Origin of the sequence: Micromonospora rhizosphaerae (assembly GCF_900091465.1) — a bacterium.
Taxonomy (GTDB): domain Bacteria; phylum Actinomycetota; class Actinomycetes; order Mycobacteriales; family Micromonosporaceae; genus Micromonospora; species Micromonospora rhizosphaerae.
Genome location: NZ_FMHV01000002.1, coordinates 4,501,432 through 4,518,423 on the forward strand (window position 1 = coordinate 4,501,432; position 16,992 = coordinate 4,518,423).

General features: G+C 73.8%; 18 protein-coding genes. 14 read left to right on the top strand and 4 right to left on the bottom strand.

Features of this window, described 5'->3' with window-relative positions; genetic code table 11:
• The first annotated feature begins 47 nt into the window (after positions 1-47).
• Positions 48-554 (top strand): Lrp/AsnC family transcriptional regulator, encoded by a 507-nt coding sequence (locus GA0070624_RS21050; RefSeq protein WP_091343681.1) that lies wholly within the window; start codon positions 48-50, stop codon positions 552-554.
• Here GA0070624_RS21050 and GA0070624_RS21055 read toward each other — a convergent pair.
• The gene (locus tag GA0070624_RS21055; RefSeq protein ID WP_091343684.1) at positions 484-1,095 is read right to left on the bottom strand and encodes a histidine phosphatase family protein; all 612 of its coding nucleotides are present in this window, start codon (positions 1,093-1,095) and stop codon (positions 484-486) included. The two genes, GA0070624_RS21050 and GA0070624_RS21055, sit on opposite strands and share 71 nt — an antisense overlap.
• 215 nt (positions 1,096-1,310) lie before the next feature.
• Here GA0070624_RS21055 and GA0070624_RS21060 point away from each other — a divergent pair, with 215 nt between their 5' ends.
• From GA0070624_RS21060 to GA0070624_RS21075, 5 genes are all read left to right on the top strand, one after another.
• Entirely contained in the window at positions 1,311-1,493 is a 183-nt protein-coding gene (locus GA0070624_RS21060; protein WP_091343685.1) for a CsbD family protein, read from the top strand.
• Between the two features lie 93 nt (positions 1,494-1,586).
• A complete protein-coding gene (locus GA0070624_RS35915) occupies positions 1,587-1,787 on the top strand; it encodes a hypothetical protein (protein ID WP_245718914.1) in 201 nt (66 codons plus the stop codon).
• Positions 1,766-2,029, top strand: a complete 264-nt coding sequence (locus tag GA0070624_RS35920; protein ID WP_245718915.1) for a MerR family DNA-binding protein — start codon at positions 1,766-1,768, stop codon at positions 2,027-2,029. Before GA0070624_RS35915 ends, GA0070624_RS35920 begins: the two co-directional genes overlap by 22 nt.
• Before the next feature lie 126 nt (positions 2,030-2,155).
• Positions 2,156-2,350 (top strand): hypothetical protein, encoded by a 195-nt coding sequence (locus GA0070624_RS21070; RefSeq protein WP_091343689.1) that lies wholly within the window; start codon positions 2,156-2,158, stop codon positions 2,348-2,350.
• Positions 2,351-2,756: 406 nt separating this feature from the next.
• Positions 2,757-3,092, top strand: coding sequence for a YnfA family protein (locus GA0070624_RS21075; RefSeq protein ID WP_091343691.1), 336 nt, complete (start codon positions 2,757-2,759; stop codon positions 3,090-3,092).
• 3 nt (positions 3,093-3,095) lie between these two features.
• Here the strand turns inward: GA0070624_RS21075 and GA0070624_RS21080 are convergent, their stop codons facing one another.
• Positions 3,096-4,223 (bottom strand): low temperature requirement protein A, encoded by a 1,128-nt coding sequence (locus GA0070624_RS21080; RefSeq protein WP_091343693.1) that lies wholly within the window; start codon positions 4,221-4,223, stop codon positions 3,096-3,098.
• A 100-nt stretch (positions 4,224-4,323) separates the two neighbouring features.
• Entirely contained in the window at positions 4,324-5,730 is a 1,407-nt protein-coding gene (locus tag GA0070624_RS21085) for a KamA family radical SAM protein (RefSeq protein WP_091343695.1), read from the bottom strand.
• Positions 5,731-5,874: 144 nt separating this feature from the next.
• Here GA0070624_RS21085 and kdd point away from each other — a divergent pair, with 144 nt between their 5' ends.
• The 6 genes from kdd to GA0070624_RS21115 are packed head-to-tail and all read left to right on the top strand — an operon-like array spanning position 5,875 to position 12,604.
• Positions 5,875-6,936 carry an L-erythro-3,5-diaminohexanoate dehydrogenase gene (kdd, locus tag GA0070624_RS21090; protein WP_091343698.1) on the top strand — a complete coding sequence of 354 codons (1,062 nt, stop codon included), beginning with the start codon at positions 5,875-5,877 and terminating at the stop codon, positions 6,934-6,936.
• Positions 6,937-6,941: 5 nt separating this feature from the next.
• Positions 6,942-8,513, top strand: a complete 1,572-nt coding sequence (locus GA0070624_RS21095) for an amidohydrolase (protein ID WP_091343700.1) — start codon at positions 6,942-6,944, stop codon at positions 8,511-8,513.
• Positions 8,510-10,105: a lysine 5,6-aminomutase subunit alpha gene (kamD, locus tag GA0070624_RS21100; protein WP_091343702.1), complete on the top strand. Its 1,596-nt coding sequence runs from the start codon at positions 8,510-8,512 to the stop codon at positions 10,103-10,105. The genes GA0070624_RS21095 and kamD overlap by 4 nt, the downstream gene beginning before the upstream one ends.
• The gene (kamE, locus tag GA0070624_RS21105) at positions 10,102-10,878 is read left to right on the top strand and encodes a lysine 5,6-aminomutase subunit beta (RefSeq protein WP_091343704.1); all 777 of its coding nucleotides are present in this window, start codon (positions 10,102-10,104) and stop codon (positions 10,876-10,878) included. Before kamD ends, kamE begins: the two co-directional genes overlap by 4 nt.
• Positions 10,875-11,273: a 3-aminobutyryl-CoA ammonia lyase gene (kal, locus tag GA0070624_RS21110; RefSeq protein ID WP_091343706.1), complete on the top strand. Its 399-nt coding sequence runs from the start codon at positions 10,875-10,877 to the stop codon at positions 11,271-11,273. Before kamE ends, kal begins: the two co-directional genes overlap by 4 nt.
• Positions 11,270-12,604 carry a glutamate mutase L gene (locus GA0070624_RS21115; RefSeq protein WP_091343708.1) on the top strand — a complete coding sequence of 445 codons (1,335 nt, stop codon included), beginning with the start codon at positions 11,270-11,272 and terminating at the stop codon, positions 12,602-12,604. Before kal ends, GA0070624_RS21115 begins: the two co-directional genes overlap by 4 nt.
• A 421-nt stretch (positions 12,605-13,025) precedes the next feature.
• Here GA0070624_RS21115 and GA0070624_RS21120 read toward each other — a convergent pair whose 3' ends face one another.
• Positions 13,026-13,604, bottom strand: coding sequence for a helix-turn-helix domain-containing protein (locus tag GA0070624_RS21120; RefSeq protein WP_091343710.1), 579 nt, complete (start codon positions 13,602-13,604; stop codon positions 13,026-13,028).
• A 77-nt stretch (positions 13,605-13,681) separates the two neighbouring features.
• Here GA0070624_RS21120 and GA0070624_RS21125 point away from each other — a divergent pair, with 77 nt between their 5' ends.
• Together GA0070624_RS21125 and lnt are read left to right on the top strand one after the other, a co-directional pair.
• The gene (locus GA0070624_RS21125; protein ID WP_091343712.1) at positions 13,682-15,262 is read left to right on the top strand and encodes a bifunctional NAD(P)/FAD-dependent oxidoreductase/class I SAM-dependent methyltransferase; all 1,581 of its coding nucleotides are present in this window, start codon (positions 13,682-13,684) and stop codon (positions 15,260-15,262) included.
• 116 nt (positions 15,263-15,378) lie between these two features.
• On the top strand, positions 15,379-16,983 hold the full coding sequence (gene lnt / locus GA0070624_RS21130) for an apolipoprotein N-acyltransferase (RefSeq protein ID WP_091343713.1): 1,605 nt from the start codon (positions 15,379-15,381) through the stop codon (positions 16,981-16,983).
• The last annotated feature ends 9 nt before the right edge of the window (positions 16,984-16,992 follow it).

Here is a 16,992-nt window from a genome sequence, read left to right on the forward strand (position 1 = left end):
CACGCCTCGACATCGCCCGGAAGAAATTCTGAGGGTAGGTTGCACCCGTGGAAGAGATCGACCGAGCCATCATCGCCGCGCTGACCGCCGATGGACGCCTGTCCTACACGGACCTCGCCGAGAAGGTGGGGCTGTCGGTCTCGGCGGTGCACCAGCGGGTCCGGCGGCTGGAGCAGCGGGGCGTCATCAAGGGGTACGTCGCCCGCGTCTCGTTCGAGGCGCTTGACCTGCCGCTGACGGCGTTCGTGGCGATCCGGCCGTTCGACCCGTCGCAGCCGGACGACGCGCCCGAGCGGCTGGCTCACCTGCCGGAGATCGACTCGTGCTACTCGGTCGCGGGGGAGGACTTCTACCTGCTGCTGGTGCGGGTGGCCGGGCCGGCGGACCTGGAGCGGGTGCTCCAGGAGATCCGTACCGCCGCGAACGTCACCACCCGGACGACGGTGGTGCTCTCCACCCCGTACGAGAACCGGCCGCCGAAGATTAGTGCCGAGTCCCAGGGACGGGGGCGGTCTCGGGCGGCGGCGGAGCCGGCTGGTTCCACCGCTGGATGACCTGCCGTCCGTGCTCGTGACCGAGCACGCTGACCGTGGCGGTGTCCAGCCGCAGCCGCGCGCCGGCGGACGGGGGGAGGCAGATCCAGCGGGCGCCGAGCACCCGCAGGCTGTGCCCGTGGGCGACCACAGCGACGTTGCCCCCGTCGAGCAGGGGAGCGACCCGGGCGAGGACCCGGTCCAGGCGCTCCCCGACCTCCGCGGGTGACTCCCCGCCGGGGCAGCCGTCGGTCCAGAGGTTCCAGTGCGGGTTCTCCTCGTGGACGTCGGCGGTGGTGCGTCCCTCGTACTCGCCGTAGTTCCACTCGGCCAGGTCGGGGTCGGCGTCGTCGACGTCGAGGCCGGCCAGGTGCGCGGTGCGCAGCGCCCGTTGCCGGGGGCTGGACAGCACTCGGACGAACCGCCGGCCGGCGAGCATCGCGCCGAGTGCCCGGGCCTGTCGCTCGCCGTCCGGAGTGAGCTCCAGATCGGTGTACGAGGTGTGCCGGTGGCTGGCGCTCCAGGCGGTCTCGCCGTGCCGGATAAGCAGGATCTCTCCCATTCGCCCAGTTAACCAGCACCATTGAGCTGCACTGGCGCTTCACCGTTCACCTAGTGCCCTAGGACGATCTAGCAGACGTGCCGTGCGCGACGACAACCCGCAGACGTCTTGCCAACGACGCCAACCAGCGGGCGTTTCGCCGGAGGTCATGCGGGGACGCACCGGGGGAGCGGGCCGGACGGCCCGGAGCACCGCGGCAGCGGAGGGAGTACCCGATGAGCTTCACCGACAAGGCGAAGAGCAAGGCCCAGGAGATGGCCGGCGTCGCCAAGCAGCGGATCGGCGACGCCACCGACAACGAGCGGTTGCGGGCGGAGGGCGCCAGCCAGCAGAGCGCGGCGCGGGCCCAGCAGGGCGAGCAGGCCAGACAGGCCGGCCGGCAAGGCTTCAACAGATGACCAGTGTGTCGGCGGGCTCCCGATGATCCGGGGGCCCGCCGCCCGCGTTCCGGGCTTGCATCCGGTACCTGAGTACGGGCTTACCGTCGAGGCATGAGTCGGGATGACGATTGGGTGCCCGAGGCGTGCACGCTGCCGACGGCCGAGCGGCCGCTGCGGGTGGCCGAGTTCGACGAGCTGTTCGCGACGGCGCTGCGCGGTCAGACGCGGCTGTCGCCGACGGGGCCGAGCCGGCTCGCAGTCTGGGTGGGCACCGGCTGTATCCGGCCGAGGTGGTCACCGTGCTGCGGGTGATCAAGGCGGCGCAGCGGTTGGGGTTCACGCTGGACGAGGTGGCCGAGCTGCTCGATGTACGTGAGCGGCGCCGTGGCTCGGGGCTCCGGGCGCGGGCGGCGGCGAAGCTGGCCGAGGTAGAGGCGCGGATCGCCGAGCTGCAGGCGGCCGCGGCGACCCTGCGGGCAGCGGTGGATGCGGGCGGCGCCGACCTGGTGGAGTGCGCGGAGGCTCCGCACTGCCCGCCGGGCCGCCTAACCTAACGTCCTAGGATGCCCTAGCGGGTGTGACGCCACCGGAAGGCCCCAAGGTTTTCATCGACAGACCGCGGGGACGCGGGTCGGGAGGGGTGAACAGCGCCCCGGTCCGCCGGACGACAGGGAGGCGACATGAGCTACGAGAGGGCGAAGAACAAGGTCGAGCAGGTGGCCGGCGCCGCCAGGGCGCGGATGGGTGACATGGACCAGGGCGAGCGGTCGCGGGCGGAGCGCGTGATGAAGCAGGATGAGGCCCGAACCGGGCGGTCCGGCGAGCGCGTCCAGGAGGGCACTCGGGATGCGAGGGAGCGCTCCTTCACGACCTGACCCGGCACGATGCGGCGACCCCCGGCACCCACGCCGGGGGTCGCCGCATGTCGCCCGTGGTGGCGCGTCAGCGGGTGCCCAAGCCGCGCGGCCGGACGTTGTCCTGCCCCCACTGCCATTTCTCCGGGCACCGCGACCTCGTCGCGGCCGCCAGCATCGCCACCCGCACCCCGGGCGGCGGACCCACCACCGAAACAGCCGTCGTGCTGCCGCAGGTGGTCACGCACCGTCGAGCCGACCGACACCTCCCCGGCGCCGGCCGGTCCCGACGTGACCCCCGCCGCCCACCCCGGACGGCGCGAGGATCAGTTGGCCCGCGGAGGCCCGCCCCACCACCCGGCGAGGATCCACAACAGCCACCAGAAACCCGGTGAACGCTAGTGGACACCGCACTAGGGTCCTCCGCGTGACCGTCGCACGTTCCCTGCTGTTGTTCGGACTGGCCGCCCTGGCCGAGATCGGCGGGGCGTGGCTGGTATGGCAGGGCTGGCGGGAGCACCGGGGGCTGTGGTGGATCGCCGCGGGGGTGCTGGCGTTGGGCGCGTACGGCTTCGTGGCGACGTTCCAGCCGGACCCGAACTTCGGGCGGGTGCTGGCCGCGTACGGCGGGGTGTTCGTGGCTGGGTCGCTGGGCTGGGCGATGCTGGTGGACGGCTTCCGCCCGGACCGCTGGGACCTGGTCGGTGCGGCGATCTGCCTACTCGGCGTCGCCGTCATCATGTACGCGCCGCGGGGCGGCTGATTCCTAGGCGGTGCGCGCCGCCGGGTGACGTGGTCCGGCCAGCAGCATGGCGATGAGCACCACGATGACCGCGGCGAGCTGCGCACCGGCGACCGTCCAGACGCCGAGGGGCACGGCGGCGAGGACGGCGACGGCCCCGGCTGCCCGACTGAGGGGCAGGCCGAGGCCGAGGGCCAGCCGGGCGGCACCGACACCGGTCAGGTAGAGGGCGACGCCGCCGGCGAGGGCGAGCGCGGCGGCCGTGCCGGCTGGCGCGTCCGGGTGGGCGACGACGGCGTGGATGCCGGTGGCGGTGGCGACGATGCCGAGTAGCAGCAGGTAGTGCGGTAGGACGAAGGTGCGGGCGGCGAGGTGGGTGCGGACACGCGGCTCTGCGGCGTCGAGGGTGGCGGTGGCGGCGCGGGTGTCGGTGAAGTAGGTCCACCACAGGGCGGCGGGCAGGGCGAGTGCCATGACGATCGCGCCGGCGGTGCCGGGGGTGAGGTGGTGGATGTCGACACCGGCGCCGATGGCGACGACGGATTCGCCGAGGGCGACGATGACGAGCAGGCCGTGGCGTTCGACGAGGTGTCCGGCGGCTACCTCGTAGGTACCGGCGACGCGGATCCAGGAGTGCCGGGGGGTGAGGTACGGCAGGGCGGCCTGGACGAGGGCGGCGGCGACCCAGAGGGCGTAGGTGGCGGGGCCGGTGACGAACGCGGCGAGGAGGATGAGCAGCGCGGCGGCGAGGTTGTAGGGCGTGAGGCGGATCGCGGCGGCGCGGGCGGCGGAGCGACCGAACATGATCAAGTGAACGCCGGTGAGGACGAGGTAGCCGAGGGCGAAGAGCAGGCCGGTGTCGGTGAACGCGGCGGGGATGGCGATGCTGGTGAGCAGGAAGCCGGCCATGCCGGCGAAGAGGGTGATCTTCTGGGCGGGGCGCCGGGGTGGCACCTGGTTGGTCAGCCAGGCGTAGCCGGTGTAGGGGTACCAGAGCACGCCGAGGACGAGGACGACGCGGCCGAGGCCGGCCCAGGTGAGGTCATCCTCGAGGACGAGGGCGAGCTGGGTGACGGTGAAGACGAAGACGACGTCGAAGAAGACCTCGACCGTGGTGACCCGGCCGGCGGTGTCGGGGTCGGCCGGGCTCATGGAACTGGAGGCTAGTGGCCCCAGGCGTCGGTGGTGGTGCGGTGGGGAAAAACGCGTCGCCCGGCACCGCTGGGGTGCCGGGCGGCGGGTCGGAGCGGGGTCAGTCGTTGCGGTGGGCTTCCCACCACGCCTGGCCGGACTCGGGCAGGGTGTCGATCGGGTCGTAGTAGGCGTAGCGCTTGTTGAGCGCCTCCAGGTCGGCGGACTCGATCGAGGTGCGGTAGTTCTTGGTCCAGTAGGAGATGCCGCGCTCGCGGTCGTACTCGGTGAGCATGTGGACCCAGCGCTTGCCGACGAAGGGGACGTCGCAGACGATCCGCGGGGTGGCGTAGCCGGGCAGGTAGCCCATGATGTCGTGCTGGAGCTGCTGGGCGTGCCAGACGGGGACCCGCCAGTGCTCGGCGTTGGGGATCATGTCGCACATGTAGAAGTAGTACGGCAGGATGCCCGCCTCGCCCTGCAGGGCGAAGCAGAGGTCGAGCAGGTCGGGGGCGGTGGCGTTGACGCCGCGCATGAGGACGCCCTGGTTGCGGACGTCGCGGACGCCGACGTCGAGGGCGGTCTGGGCGGCCTTGGCGACCAGCGGGGTGAGCGACTGGGCGTGGTTGACGTGGGTGTGGATGGCGAGGTTCACGCCGCGGCGGGCGGCGGTGCGGGCGACCCGCTCCAGGCCCTCGACGACGTCGGGCTGGAGCCAGTGCTGGGGCAGGCCCATGAGGGCCTTGGTGGCGAGCCGGATGTCGCGGATGGTTTCGATCTCGAGTAGCCGCATCAGGTACGACTCGAGGTTCTTCCAGGGCACGTTGGCCACGTCGCCGCCGGAGACGACGACGTCCCGGACGCCGGGGTGGGCCTTGAGATAGGCGATGTGGGCGTCGTACCGGTCGACGGGCTTGAGGGTGAGCTTGAGCTTGTCGACGGCGGGGGTGGAGTTGCCGACCAGGTCCATCCGGGTGCAGTGGCCGCAGTACTGCGGGCAGGTGGAGAGCAGTTCGGCGAGGACCTTGGTGGGGTAGCGGTGGGTGAGGCCCTCGGCGACCCACATGTCGTGCTCGTGCAGGGAGTCGCGGGTGGCGTACGGGTGGGACGGCCAGTCGGTGCGCCGGTCGGAGGCGACGGGGATCATGTAGCGGCGGACCGGGTCGGCGAGGAACGCCTCGGTGGTCATCGGCGCGAACGGGACCATGGTGTTGAGCATCTGCGGCGGCACCAGCATGGACATGGTGGCCAGGGCGCTCTGGTCGGTGGCGAGGTCCTCGTAGAAGGACTCGTCGACGAGGTCGCCGAGGACGTTGCGCAGTTGCTTGATGTTCTTGACGCAGTTGACCCGCTGCCACTGGGCGCTCTCCCACTGCTCGCGGGTGACGGTGCGCCAGCCGGGGAAGCGCGTCCAGTCGGGTTCGACCAGGGGGCGGCGGCGGTATTCGTACGGCTGCCCGGCGGTCGGCACGGCGACCGGGGCGTGACGGGGCTGAGGGATGGTCTCAACCGGTTGGGTCTGGGTCACGGCCCCTCCTGACATGTGGTGCGGGTGATCAGCAGCCCCGAAGGCTACTGGAAAATATCCGGTGAAGAAATTAGTCTGCCGGAAGTTTTCCCGCGACGCGAGTCCTAGCCAGGGCTTCGGGCGGCTGGACAGGGGGAGGTCGGCGTGACGTCACCGGTGGGTCTGCACCGCGTTGTGGAACCGGCGGGGGTGCTTCCGCAGGCGGCGTGGCGGCTGGACGCCGAGCCGCGGATCGCGTCGAACGAGGTGCGCATCCGGGTGGAGCGGCTGAACCTGGACGCGGCGAGTTTCCGGCAGCTGTGGGAGAAGCACGGCGGTGACGGGGAGAAGGTCCGCGCCGAGGTGCTGGAGATCATCTCCACCCGGGGGAAGATGCAGAACCCGGTGACCGGATCGGGCGGCATGCTGATCGGCACCGTGGAGGAGGCCGGCCGGCGGTCGCCGCTGGGGCTGAAGGCGGGCGACCGGGTGGCCACCCTGGTGTCGCTGACGCTGACCCCGCTGACCATCCTCGACGGGCTGGCCCGCTGGGACGGGCGCAGCGAGCAGGTGCCCTGCGACGGTTACGCGATCCTGTTCGCCCGGTCGATCGCGGCGGTGCTGCCGGCGGACCTGCACCCGGAGCTGTCCCTGGCCGTGCTGGACGTGTGCGGCGCGCCGGCGCTGACGGCCCGGGTGGTGTCCCGGTACGTCGAGGACCGGCGGCGCGCGGGTGACCCGCGGCCGGTGAGCGTGGCGGTGATCGGGGGCGCGGGCAAGAGCGGGTCGCTGTCGCTGGCCGCGGCTCGGCGGGCGGGCGCCGACCGTACGGTCGGGGTGGTGCCGGTGGCCGCGGAGCGGGACGCGCTGGAGTCGGCCGGACTGGCGTCGGTGGTCGCGCTGGCCGACGCGCGGGACCCGGTGGCGCTGTCCACGGCGGTGACCAGCGCGCTGGGTACGCCGGCGGACGTGACGGTGGTGTGCGTGGACGTGCCGGGGTGTGAGCACGGGGCGATCCTGGCCACCGAGGACGGCGGCACGGTGATCTTCTTCTCGATGGCGACGAGCTTCGCGGCGGCGGCGCTGGGCGCGGAGGGGCTGGCCGCGGACGTGACGATGCTGGTGGGCAACGGGTACGTGCCGGGCCACGCGGAGTTGGCGTTGGAGCTGCTGCGTTCGGAGCCGGGGGTGCGTCGTCTGTTCGAGTCCCGGTTGGCGGCAGACTGAGAGCCATGACGAACCCCTCGACGTTGTACCGCGGCGGAGTCCTGCACTGTCCGGCCGACCCCAGCGCCACGGCGCTGCTGGTGTCCGACGGGCGGATCGCCTGGTTGGGTGCGGACGCGGATGCACCGGCCGCCGACCGGGTGGTGGAGCTGGGCGGGGCGCTGGTGACCCCGGCGTTCGTGGACGCGCACGTGCACGCCACCGACACCGGCCTGGCCCTGTCGGGGCTTGACCTGTCCGGGGTGCGGTCGTCTGGTGAGCTGCTGGACGCGGTGTCGGCGTTCGCGGCGGGCCTGCCGGGCGACGCGGTGGTGCTGGGGCACGGCTGGGACGAGTCGAACTGGTCGGACCGGACCCTGCCGGACGCGGTGGCGCTGGGCCGGGCGGCCGGGGGCCGGCGGGTGTATCTGTCGCAGGCGTCGATCCATTCGGCGCTGGTGTCGGAGTCGCTGCTGGCGGCCTGCCCGGAGGTGGTGTCCGCGCCGGGGTACGACGCGTCGGGCTGGCTGCGCCGTGACGCGCACCACGTGGTGCGGGAGGCGGCGCTCGGGTCGATATCGGCGGCGCAGCGGGTGGCGGCGCAGCGTACGGCGTTGCGGCACGCGGCGTCGTTGGGAATCGCGGCGGTGCACGAGTGCGGCGGGCCGGGCACGTCGGACGAGATGGACTTCACCGGCCTGCTGGCGATCTCCGGGGACGGGGTGCCGGAGGTGTACGGCTACTGGGGTGAGCTGCTGGGCGCGGCGAAGGCCCGGGAGTTGGGCGCGGTGGGCGCCGGCGGGGACCTGTACGCCGACGGGGCGCTGGGGTCGCGCACCGCGCACGTGTCGCAACCGTACCTGGACGGCGACGCCGGGTCGTGCGGGCACGGCTACGTCACCGCGGAGCAGGTGCGCGACCACCTGCTGGACTGCGCGGCGCACGGCCTGCAGGGCGGGTTCCACGCGATCGGCGACGCGGCGATCTCCACCGTGCTGCAGGGCTTCGCGGCGGCGGCCGGGAAGCTGGGGGTGGATCGGCTGCGGGCGGCCCGGCACCGGGTCGAGCACGCGGAGATCATGAACAAGCGGTTGATCGCCGGGTTCGTGGAGTACGGGATCGTGGCGAGCATGCAGCCGGCGTTCGACCGGTTGTGGGGCGGCGCGGGCCGGATGTACGAGTCGCGGCTGGGCCTCGACCGGTCGTTGGAGTCGAACCCGATGGGGGCGATGCACGGGGTCGGGGTGGCGCTGGCGTTCGGGTCGGACTCGCCGGTGACGCCGCTGGACCCGTGGGGCTCGGTGCGGGCAGCGGCCGCGCACCACAACCCGGTGCAGCGGATGAGTGTGCGGGCGGCGTTCGCGGCGCACACCCGCGGCGGGTGGCGGGCGGTGCACCTGGACAACGAGGGGGTGCTGGCGCTGGGCGCGCCGGCGACGTTCGCGGTGTGGTCGACGCCGGCCGGGGTGGACCGGGGTCTGCCGGTGCTGCTGGCCGACGACCCGGAGCTGCGGGGTCCGGAGGACCCGACGCCGCTGCCGGTGTGCCGGGCCACGGTGCTGCGGGGTGACGTGATCTATGAGGAAGGGCAGTCGTGAGCGAGCTTGCGGGCGAACCATCGGCACAGCCGACGGGGAAGCTTGACCTGGATCCGGCGTTGGTGGCGCGGGCGCGGGAGTTGGCGCGCCGCGCCGGGCAGCCGGTGGTGGATCTGGCGCGCAGCCACACCACCGTGTCGGTGGAGCGGGCGGTGCTGCGGCTGGCCGGGGTGGCCGGCGCGGACCCGGACGGCATCCCGTGGGTGAACCGCCTCGTGGACGCGGTGGTCGCCGACGTCGGGCTGGGGCACGGGGTGGCGGCGCCGGTGTTCGACGCCCTGGCGCGGGAGCAGATCACCGACGTGACGTTGCTGGCGCAGAAGGCCGCGGCCGGGTCGGTGCGGTTCCAGCAGCCGACCGGAAAGGCGGCGACCGCGGCGCGCAGGGCCGCCCGGAAGGCGGTCGGCGCGGGCGTCCGGCTGATCGACCGGCGCCGCGCCGAGCGGGATCGCCTGGTGAAGCGGTACGGGGACCCGGAGCAGCGGCCGTGGATCTACCTGATCGTGGCCACCGGGGACATCTACGAGGACATCCCGCAGGCGCAGGCCGCGGCCCGGGCCGGCGCGGACATCATCGCGGTGATCCGCTCCACCGGGCAGTCGCTGCTGGACTACGTGCCGGAGGGGGCGACCCGGGAGGGGTTCGCCGGCACGTATGCCACGCAGGAGAACTTCCGGCTGATGCGGGCGGCCCTGGACGAGTCGTCGAGGGAGCTGGGCCGGTACGTGCGGCTGACGAACTACGCGTCGGGTCTGTGCATGCCGGAGATGGCGACCCTGGCGGGTCTGGAGCGTCTGGACATGATGCTCAACGACTCGATGTACGGGATCCTGTTCCGCGACATCAACCCGATCCGCACGTTCGTGGACCAGCGGTTCTCCCGGCAGGTGCACGCCCGGGCGGGGATCATCATCAACACCGGTGAGGACAACTACCTCACCACCGCCGACGCGGTGGACGAGGCGCACACGGTGACGGTGTCGCAGCTGCTCAACGAGTACTTCGCGCACGAGGCCGGGCTGGCCGACTGGCAGCTGGGGCTGGGGCACGCGTTCGAGATCAACCCGGACCTGCCGGAGTCGTTCCGGCTGGAGCTGGCGCACGCGCTGCTGGCCCGCGAGCTGTTCCCCGACGCGCCGCTGAAGTGGATGCCGCCGACGAAGCACATGACCGGCGACGTGTTTCGCGGCAACCTGCTCGACGGGTTCTTCAACCTGGTCGGCACCATGACCGGGCAGGGCATCCTGCTGGTCGGCATGATGACCGAGGCGGTGGTGACGCCGTGGCTGTCCGACCGGGACATCGCCCTGCAGAACGTGCGCTACGTGCTGGGCGCCGCCGGCGGGCTGCACGAGGACTTCGTGCCGGCGCCGGGCGGGTTCATCCAGCAGCGCGCCCACCGGGTCCTCGCCGAGGCGGTGGAGCTGCTCGAACGCATCGGTGAGCAGTCGCTGCTGACCGCGATCGCGGAGGGCACCTTCGGCATCATGAAGCGGCCCGCCGACCGGGGCAAGGGCCTCGACGGGGTGGCGAAGCACGAGGTCGACTACTTCAACCCCGCCACGGAGATCCTGGAAGGACAGCAGGCGTGACCGCCGTCGAGACCGGCGCGGGCGCCGGGAAGAAGATCGTCCGGCCGTACGGGGACACCACCGGCGACGGCATGGCGCAGGTGTCGTTCACGCTGCCGGTGCCGCACGACAAGCGGGCCGAGGGCGCGGCGATCCAGCTGGCCAACAAGATGGGCATCGACCCGGCGATGCTGGTGCACGCCAAGCAGATGGGCGACGGGTTCACCTTCTTCGTGGTGTACGGGCGGGTGAACCATCTGGTGGACCTCGCGGCGGTGCAGGTGGTGGAGCGGGACTTCCCGCTGCTGTCGGCCAAGGAGGTCAACGCGCTGGTGAAGCAGCGGCTGCGGCGCAAGCTGTCCGTGGTGGGCGCCTGCATCGGCACCGACGCGCACACCGTCGGCATCGACGCGATCCTCAACGTCAAGGGCATCGCGGGGGAGAAGGGCCTGGAGTACTACCGGGAGCTGAAGGTCACCAACCTGGGCGCGCAGGTCAGCGTACCGGAGCTGGTGGAGGCGGCCCGGGCGGAGAAGGCCGACGCGGTGCTGGTGTCGCAGGTGGTGACGCAGCGCGACGCGCACCTGCACAACACCCGGGAGATGTCCGCGGCGTTCCGCGAGGCGGTGCCGGCGGGCAGGCGGCCGCTGCTGATCGTCGGCGGGCCGCGGTTCGACGAGACGATGACCGACGAGCTCGGCGTGGACCGCATCTTCGGCCGGGGCACCACCCCGGGCGAGGTGGCCAGCTACCTGGTGCACGCGCTGATCACGAACAAGAAGGCGAAGCAATGAGCGAGCAGGATCCCCGGCTGGGGCTGACCGTGACGCACCGGCGGTACGTGCCGTACTCGCACGCCCACTACGCCGGGAACCTGGTCGACGGGGCGTACGCGCTGGGGTTGTTCGGCGACGTCGCCACGGAGGTGTGCATCCGCACCGACGGCGACGAGGGCCTGTTCGCGTCGTACTCCGACGTGCAGTTCAAGGCGCCGATGAAGGCCGGGGACGTGCTGGAGGTGACCGCGACGGTGACCCGGGTGGGCACCCGCAGCCGCACCATCGACTTCGCCGCACGGGTCGTCTGCCGGGGCCGCCCCGACAAGTCCGAGTCCGCGGCCGAGGTCCTGGCGGAGCCGATCGTGGCGGTCACCGCGACCGGCACGGTGGTCGTGCCGCCGGCGGCGTGAACGTCGCCGTCTGCGCCGACGTCGGCTCGACGTACACCAAGGCGGCGGTGGTCGACCTCGACGCCGGCGCGCTGGTCGCGGCCGCGTCGGCGCCGACCACGGTCGGCACGGACGTGCTGCACGGCCTGGACGCCGCGGTCACGGCGGCCACCGCCACGCTCGGCGTCCGCGACGCGCCGTGGTACGTCTGCTCGTCCGCCGGCGGCGGGCTGCGGCTGGCCGTGATCGGGTACGAGCCCCTGGTGACCGCCCAGGCCGGGCGGCGGGTGGGGTTGTCGGCCGGGGCGCACGTGGTGCACGTGGCCGCCGGCCGGCTCGGCGCCGTCGAGCTGAGCGCGCTACGCGCCGCCCGCCCGGACGTGGTGCTGCTGGTCGGCGGCACCGACGGCGGCGACGCCGACACCCTCGCCCACAACGCCACCCGGCTGGCGAAGGCCCGCTGGCGGGTGCCCGTCGTCCTGGCCGGCAACGCCGATGTCCGCGACGAGCTGCACTCCCTGCTCGCTGGCGCGAAGGTGCCGGTGACCGTGGCCGACAACGTGCTGCCCCGCATCGGGGTGCTCGCCCCCGCCTCGGCGCGGGCGGCCATCCGGGAGGTGTTCCTGCGGCACGTCATCGGCGGCAAGCGGCTCTCGCGGGGCAGCCGGTTCGCCCGCCTCGTCCGGGCGGCCACCCCCGACGCGGTGCTGACCGGGGTGGAGGTGCTCGCCGACACCCTCGGCGGGGACCTGGCCGTGGTCGACGTCGGTGGCGCCACCACCGACGTGTACTCGGTGCTCACCCCCGACGAGCGGGGCAGCGGCCCCGGCCGGGAGGTCGCCGGCATGCTGTGGCGGGCCCGCACCGTCGAGGGGGACCTGGGCATGCGGTGGAGCGCCCCGGGGGTGGTCCGCGCGGCCGCCGAGGAGCGCCTCCTCGCCCCGGGGGAGCAGGACCAGTTGGCCGCGGCGGCGGCGGTCCGCGCCGCCGACCCGGGATTCCTGCCCGCCGACGACACCGAGCGGGCCGTGGACGCCCGGATCGCCGCGCTCGCCGCGACGGTGGCCTTGCGTCGGCACGCCCGCGGTGCGGCCACCGGGGAGCGGGCCGGGCGGGACCTGCGCGACGTGCGGCTGCTCGTCGGCTCCGGTGGGGTGCTCCGGCACGCCGCGCCCGCCGACGCGGCGAGCGTGCTCGGCGCGGTGCTGACCGACCAGGCCGGCGGGTGGCCGCTGCCACGCGCGGCCCGGCCGGTCGTCGACGTCGACTACGTGCTCGCCGCCGGCGGGTTGCTGGCCCAGGAGCACCCGCAGGCGGCGGGGGCGCTGCTGCGTTGCCACCTCGATCGGTGACGGCCCGCCGCGAGCACGAGACGCGCCGACGCGACACGCCGTGGTGCGACACACGACAGGCCGGGGTGGGTTGACAGCGGCGGGGGTGCACGCCGTACCGTCTTTGAGTCCTACCACGGGAAGCGGCTGTTGTTCGCTTCGTCCCTTCGTCCGCTGGCCGAGCGACCTCGAGTCGCGGCGGCCAGGTCCAGCGGGCGGGGGTCGGCGGGGCGGCGCGAACCGGCCGCGGTTACCGGTGTACGGGCAGGGTGAGAGGCACGGCCAGTAGACAACGGCCCGGCGGGGGCAGCCAGTCCGCGTCCGGTCGGTCCGAAGGTCGGCGCCGCTCATTCTCGCCCCACCGGCCGGGAAGGGCCTGGGAGCATCGGGGCGCGGCGCAAGCCGCGCCCCGATTTTGTTCGGCCGGGTGGGCGCGCAGGCGTCAGTGGGCGGCGGGTCGGGCGCGGACGTGCAGCCGTTCGCCCTGCGGCCCGAAGAGGTTGAGGAGTTCCGCGGGCCGCGAATCCGGGTTGGCGACCGCGTGCGGCAGACGGGTGTCGAACTCGGCGACCTCGCCGGGGGTCAGCAGCAGGTCGTGCTCGGCCAGCAGGAGCCGCACCCGCCCGGACAACACGTACAGCCACTCGTAGCCCTCATGGGTCTGCTGCTCGGGCTCGGCGGGGGTGTGCGGCGGGAGGATCTGCTTGAACGCCTGCAACCCGCCCGGGCGGCGGGTCAGCGGCAGGAACGTGATGCCGTGGCGGACGATCGGGCGGGGGTGCAGCCGCGGGTCGCCGGTGGGCGGGGCGCCGACGAGTTCATCCAGCGGCACCTGGTGGGCCCGCGCGAGGGGCAGCAGCAGCTCCAGGGTGGGGCGGCGGCCGCCGGATTCCAGCCGCGACAGGGTGGACACCGAGATGCCGGTCGCCTGGGCGAGCTGGGCGAGCGTCGTGCCGCGCTGCCGCCGCAGGGCCCGCAGCCGGGGACCAACCGCGGCCAGCACGTCCTCGTTGCTTGCCATAGTGGCAACAATACTTGCCAGCCTGCCGGCGGTGGGTGCACGGTGGGCCCGACGAAACGCGACGGAGGGACTTCACCATGGACGACAGGTACGACGTGGTGGTGATCGGCGGCGGCGCCGCCGGGCTCAGCGGGGCGCTGGCCCTGGCGCGGGCGCGGCGGTCGGTGCTCGTGGTGGACGCGGGGCAGCCGCGCAACGCGCCGGCCGGGCACGTGCACAACCACCTGGGCAGCGACGGCACGCCGCCGGCCGACCTGCTGGCGGCCGGCCGGGCGGAGGTCACCCGGTACGGCGGTGACGTCGTCGCCGGGACCGTCGACGACGCGGTGAAGGACGACGAAGACTTCCTGGTGACCCTGCGCGACGGGCGCGGGGTACGGGCCCGGCGGCTGCTGGTGGCCACCGGGCTCGTCGACGAGCTGCCCGACGTGCCCGGACTGGCCGGACGGTGGGGACGCGACGTGCTGCACTGCCCGTACTGCCACGGGTGGGAGGTTCGCGACCGGCGCATCGGGGTCCTGGCCACCGGGCCGCTGGGCGTACACCAGGCGCAGCTGTGGCGGCAGTGGAGCCCGCACGTGACGCTGCTGCTGCACCACACTGCGGTGCCTGGTGCGGAGGAGACCGAGCAGCTCGCCGCGCGTGGGATCACCGTGGTCGACGGGCCGGTCGCCGGGCTGGAGGTCACCGACGACGCGCTCAGCGGAGTACGGCTGGCCTCGGGCGAGGTCGTCGCGCTCGACGCGGTGGTCGTCGGGACCCGGCTCAGCGCCCGGGCGGACGTGCTGCGCTCACTCGGGTTGGCACCCGTCGACGTCGACATGGGCGGGCACGTCATCGGCACGCAGATCCCCACGGACCAGACCGGCGCGACCGCCGTGCCCGGCGTGTGGGTGGCGGGCAACGTGGCCGACCTGCGGGCGCAGGTGGTCACCGCCGCGGCGGCCGGCCTGACCGCCGCTGCGGCGATCAACTCCGACCTGATCGCCGAGGAGACCCGCGGCGCCGTCGAAGCCCACCGGCACGAGCTGCGGACCATGTTGGAGCAGCCCGCCTGGGAGGAGCGTTACCGGGCCAGCCCGTCGGTGTGGAGCGGGCGGCCGAACCCGCAGCTGGTGGCCGAGGCCACCGCCCTGGCCCCGGGCCGGGCGCTCGACGTCGGCTGCGGCGAGGGCGCGGACGCGGTCTGGCTGGCCCGGCGCGGCTGGCAGGTCACCGCCGTCGACATCGCCACCACCGCGCTGCGCCGGGCCGCCGACCTGGCCGCAGCCGCCGGCCAGCAGGTTGCCGGACGCATCACCTTCACCCAGGCGGACCTACGCGAGAAGCCACCCACCGAGGGCGGGTACGACCTGGTGTCGGCGCAGTTCATGCAGCTGCCGGGCGACACGCGGCGGGAGCTGTTCGCCCGGCTGGCCGCCGCAGTGGCCCCCGGCGGCACCCTGCTGATCGTCGGGCACCACCCGTCCGACCTGCGCACCACCGCGCACCGGATGCACTTTCCGGAGCTGATGTTCACCGCCGAGGAGATCGCGGCCTCGCTCGACCCCGCCAGCTGGCAGGTATGCGCGGCCGAGGCCCGCCCGCGCGGCGCCGTCGACCCGGACGGGCGGGACGTCACGATCCACGACGCGGTCCTGGTCGCGCGTCGGCGCTGATCCCGCGCGCAGGTCCCTCGGGTCCGCCCGAGCGGCAGGCGGCGGGCGGCGCACCGCGGCCGCCGGAGCCGGTCCGGGGCGGGTAGCCTTCGGCGCGTGATCGTGGTGAGGTGCCGATGACGACGCTCGACCGGGAAGAGGTGCGTGCCACAGCGGTGGCACGCGTAACCCCGCGCCCCCTGCCGCTGCGGGTGGCCGTGCCGATGGCGGTGGCCGCCGGGCTGGCGCTGCTGGCCGCGTTCCCGCCGTACGGGGTGTGGCCGCTCGCGCCGGCCGGCGTGGCGCTGCTCGCCGCGGCGGCGCACCGGCGCCGGCTGCGCGCGGGCGCGGGACTGGGCTTCCTGACCGGGGTGGCGCTGTTCGCGCCGCTGCTGGAATGGACGAATCTGCACACCGGCTACGTGCCGTGGGTGCTGCTGTCGCTGTTGCAGGCCGGCTACCTGGCCCTGCTCGGGGTGGCCACCGCCTGGGTGTCCCCGCTGGTCGACCGGTACCGGTGGGCCTGGCCCGCGATCACCGGCGTGCTGTGGGTGGGGCAGGAGGCGCTGCGCGACCGCACCCCGTTCGGCGGGTTCCCCTGGGGGCGGCTGGCGTTCACCCAGGACACCTCGCCCCTGCTGCGGCTGGCCGCGCTCGGCGGCGCGCCGCTGGTCACCTTCGCGGTCGCGCTGACCGGTGGGCTGCTGGTCACCCTCGCCTGGCGGCGCTGGGCGCCGCCGCGGCACGCCGAGCAGTGGCGGCCGGTGGCCGGGCTGCTCGCCGCGCTCGTCGCGGTGCTGGGCGTCGGGCTGGCCGTGCCCGTCGGGGTACGCGGCGGCGGCGAGCAGGTCACCGTCGCCATCGTGCAGGGCAACGTGCCCCGGCTCGGGTTGGACTTCAACGCCCAGCGGCAGGCGGTGCTCAACAACCACGTCGACGCCACCCTGACCCTCGCCGAGCGGGTCGCCGCCGGCACCCAGCGCCGACCCGACCTGGTGGTGTGGCCGGAGAACTCCAGCGACATCGACCCGCTGCGCTACCCGGGCGCCGCGGACCGGATCTCCCAGGCCGCCGACGCGATCGGTGCGCCGATCCTGGTCGGCGCGGTGCTGCTGGGCCCCGGTGAGGGGCAGGTCCGCAACGCGGGGCTGCTCTGGCGCCCCACGAGCGGCCCCGACCTTCAGCAGCTCTACACCAAGCGGCACCCGGTGCCGTTCGCCGAGTACGTTCCGCTGCGCACGATCGCCCGCATGGTCAGCTCCGAGGTCGACCGGGTCCGGTCGGACTTCGTCCCCGGCACCGAGCCGGGCGTGCTCGACGCCGGGCCGGCCGTGCTCGGCGACGTGATCTGTTTCGAGGTCGCCTACGACGGCGTCGTCCGGGACACCGTCACCGGTGGCGCCCAGCTGCTGGTGGTGCAGACCAACAACGCCACCTTCGACGTCGCCGAGGCCCGCCAGCAGCTGGCGATGGTGCGGCTGCGGGCGGTCGAGCACGGGCGCGCCGCTTTGATGGCCTCGACGGTCGGGGTGTCCGGGTTCGTTTCCCCGGACGGGCGGGTAACCGGCGCCACCGGATTCAACACCGCGGCGGTGGTGATCCGGCAAATGCAGCTCGGGGACGGGCGTACCCCGGCCACCCTGGTGGGCGTGTGGCCCGAGGTGGCCCTCGCGGCGTTGGCCGTCGCGGCCCTGGCCGGCGCGGCGGTGCTGCGCCGGCGCCGGGAGGTCGCCCCCGGGTAGGACGACGGG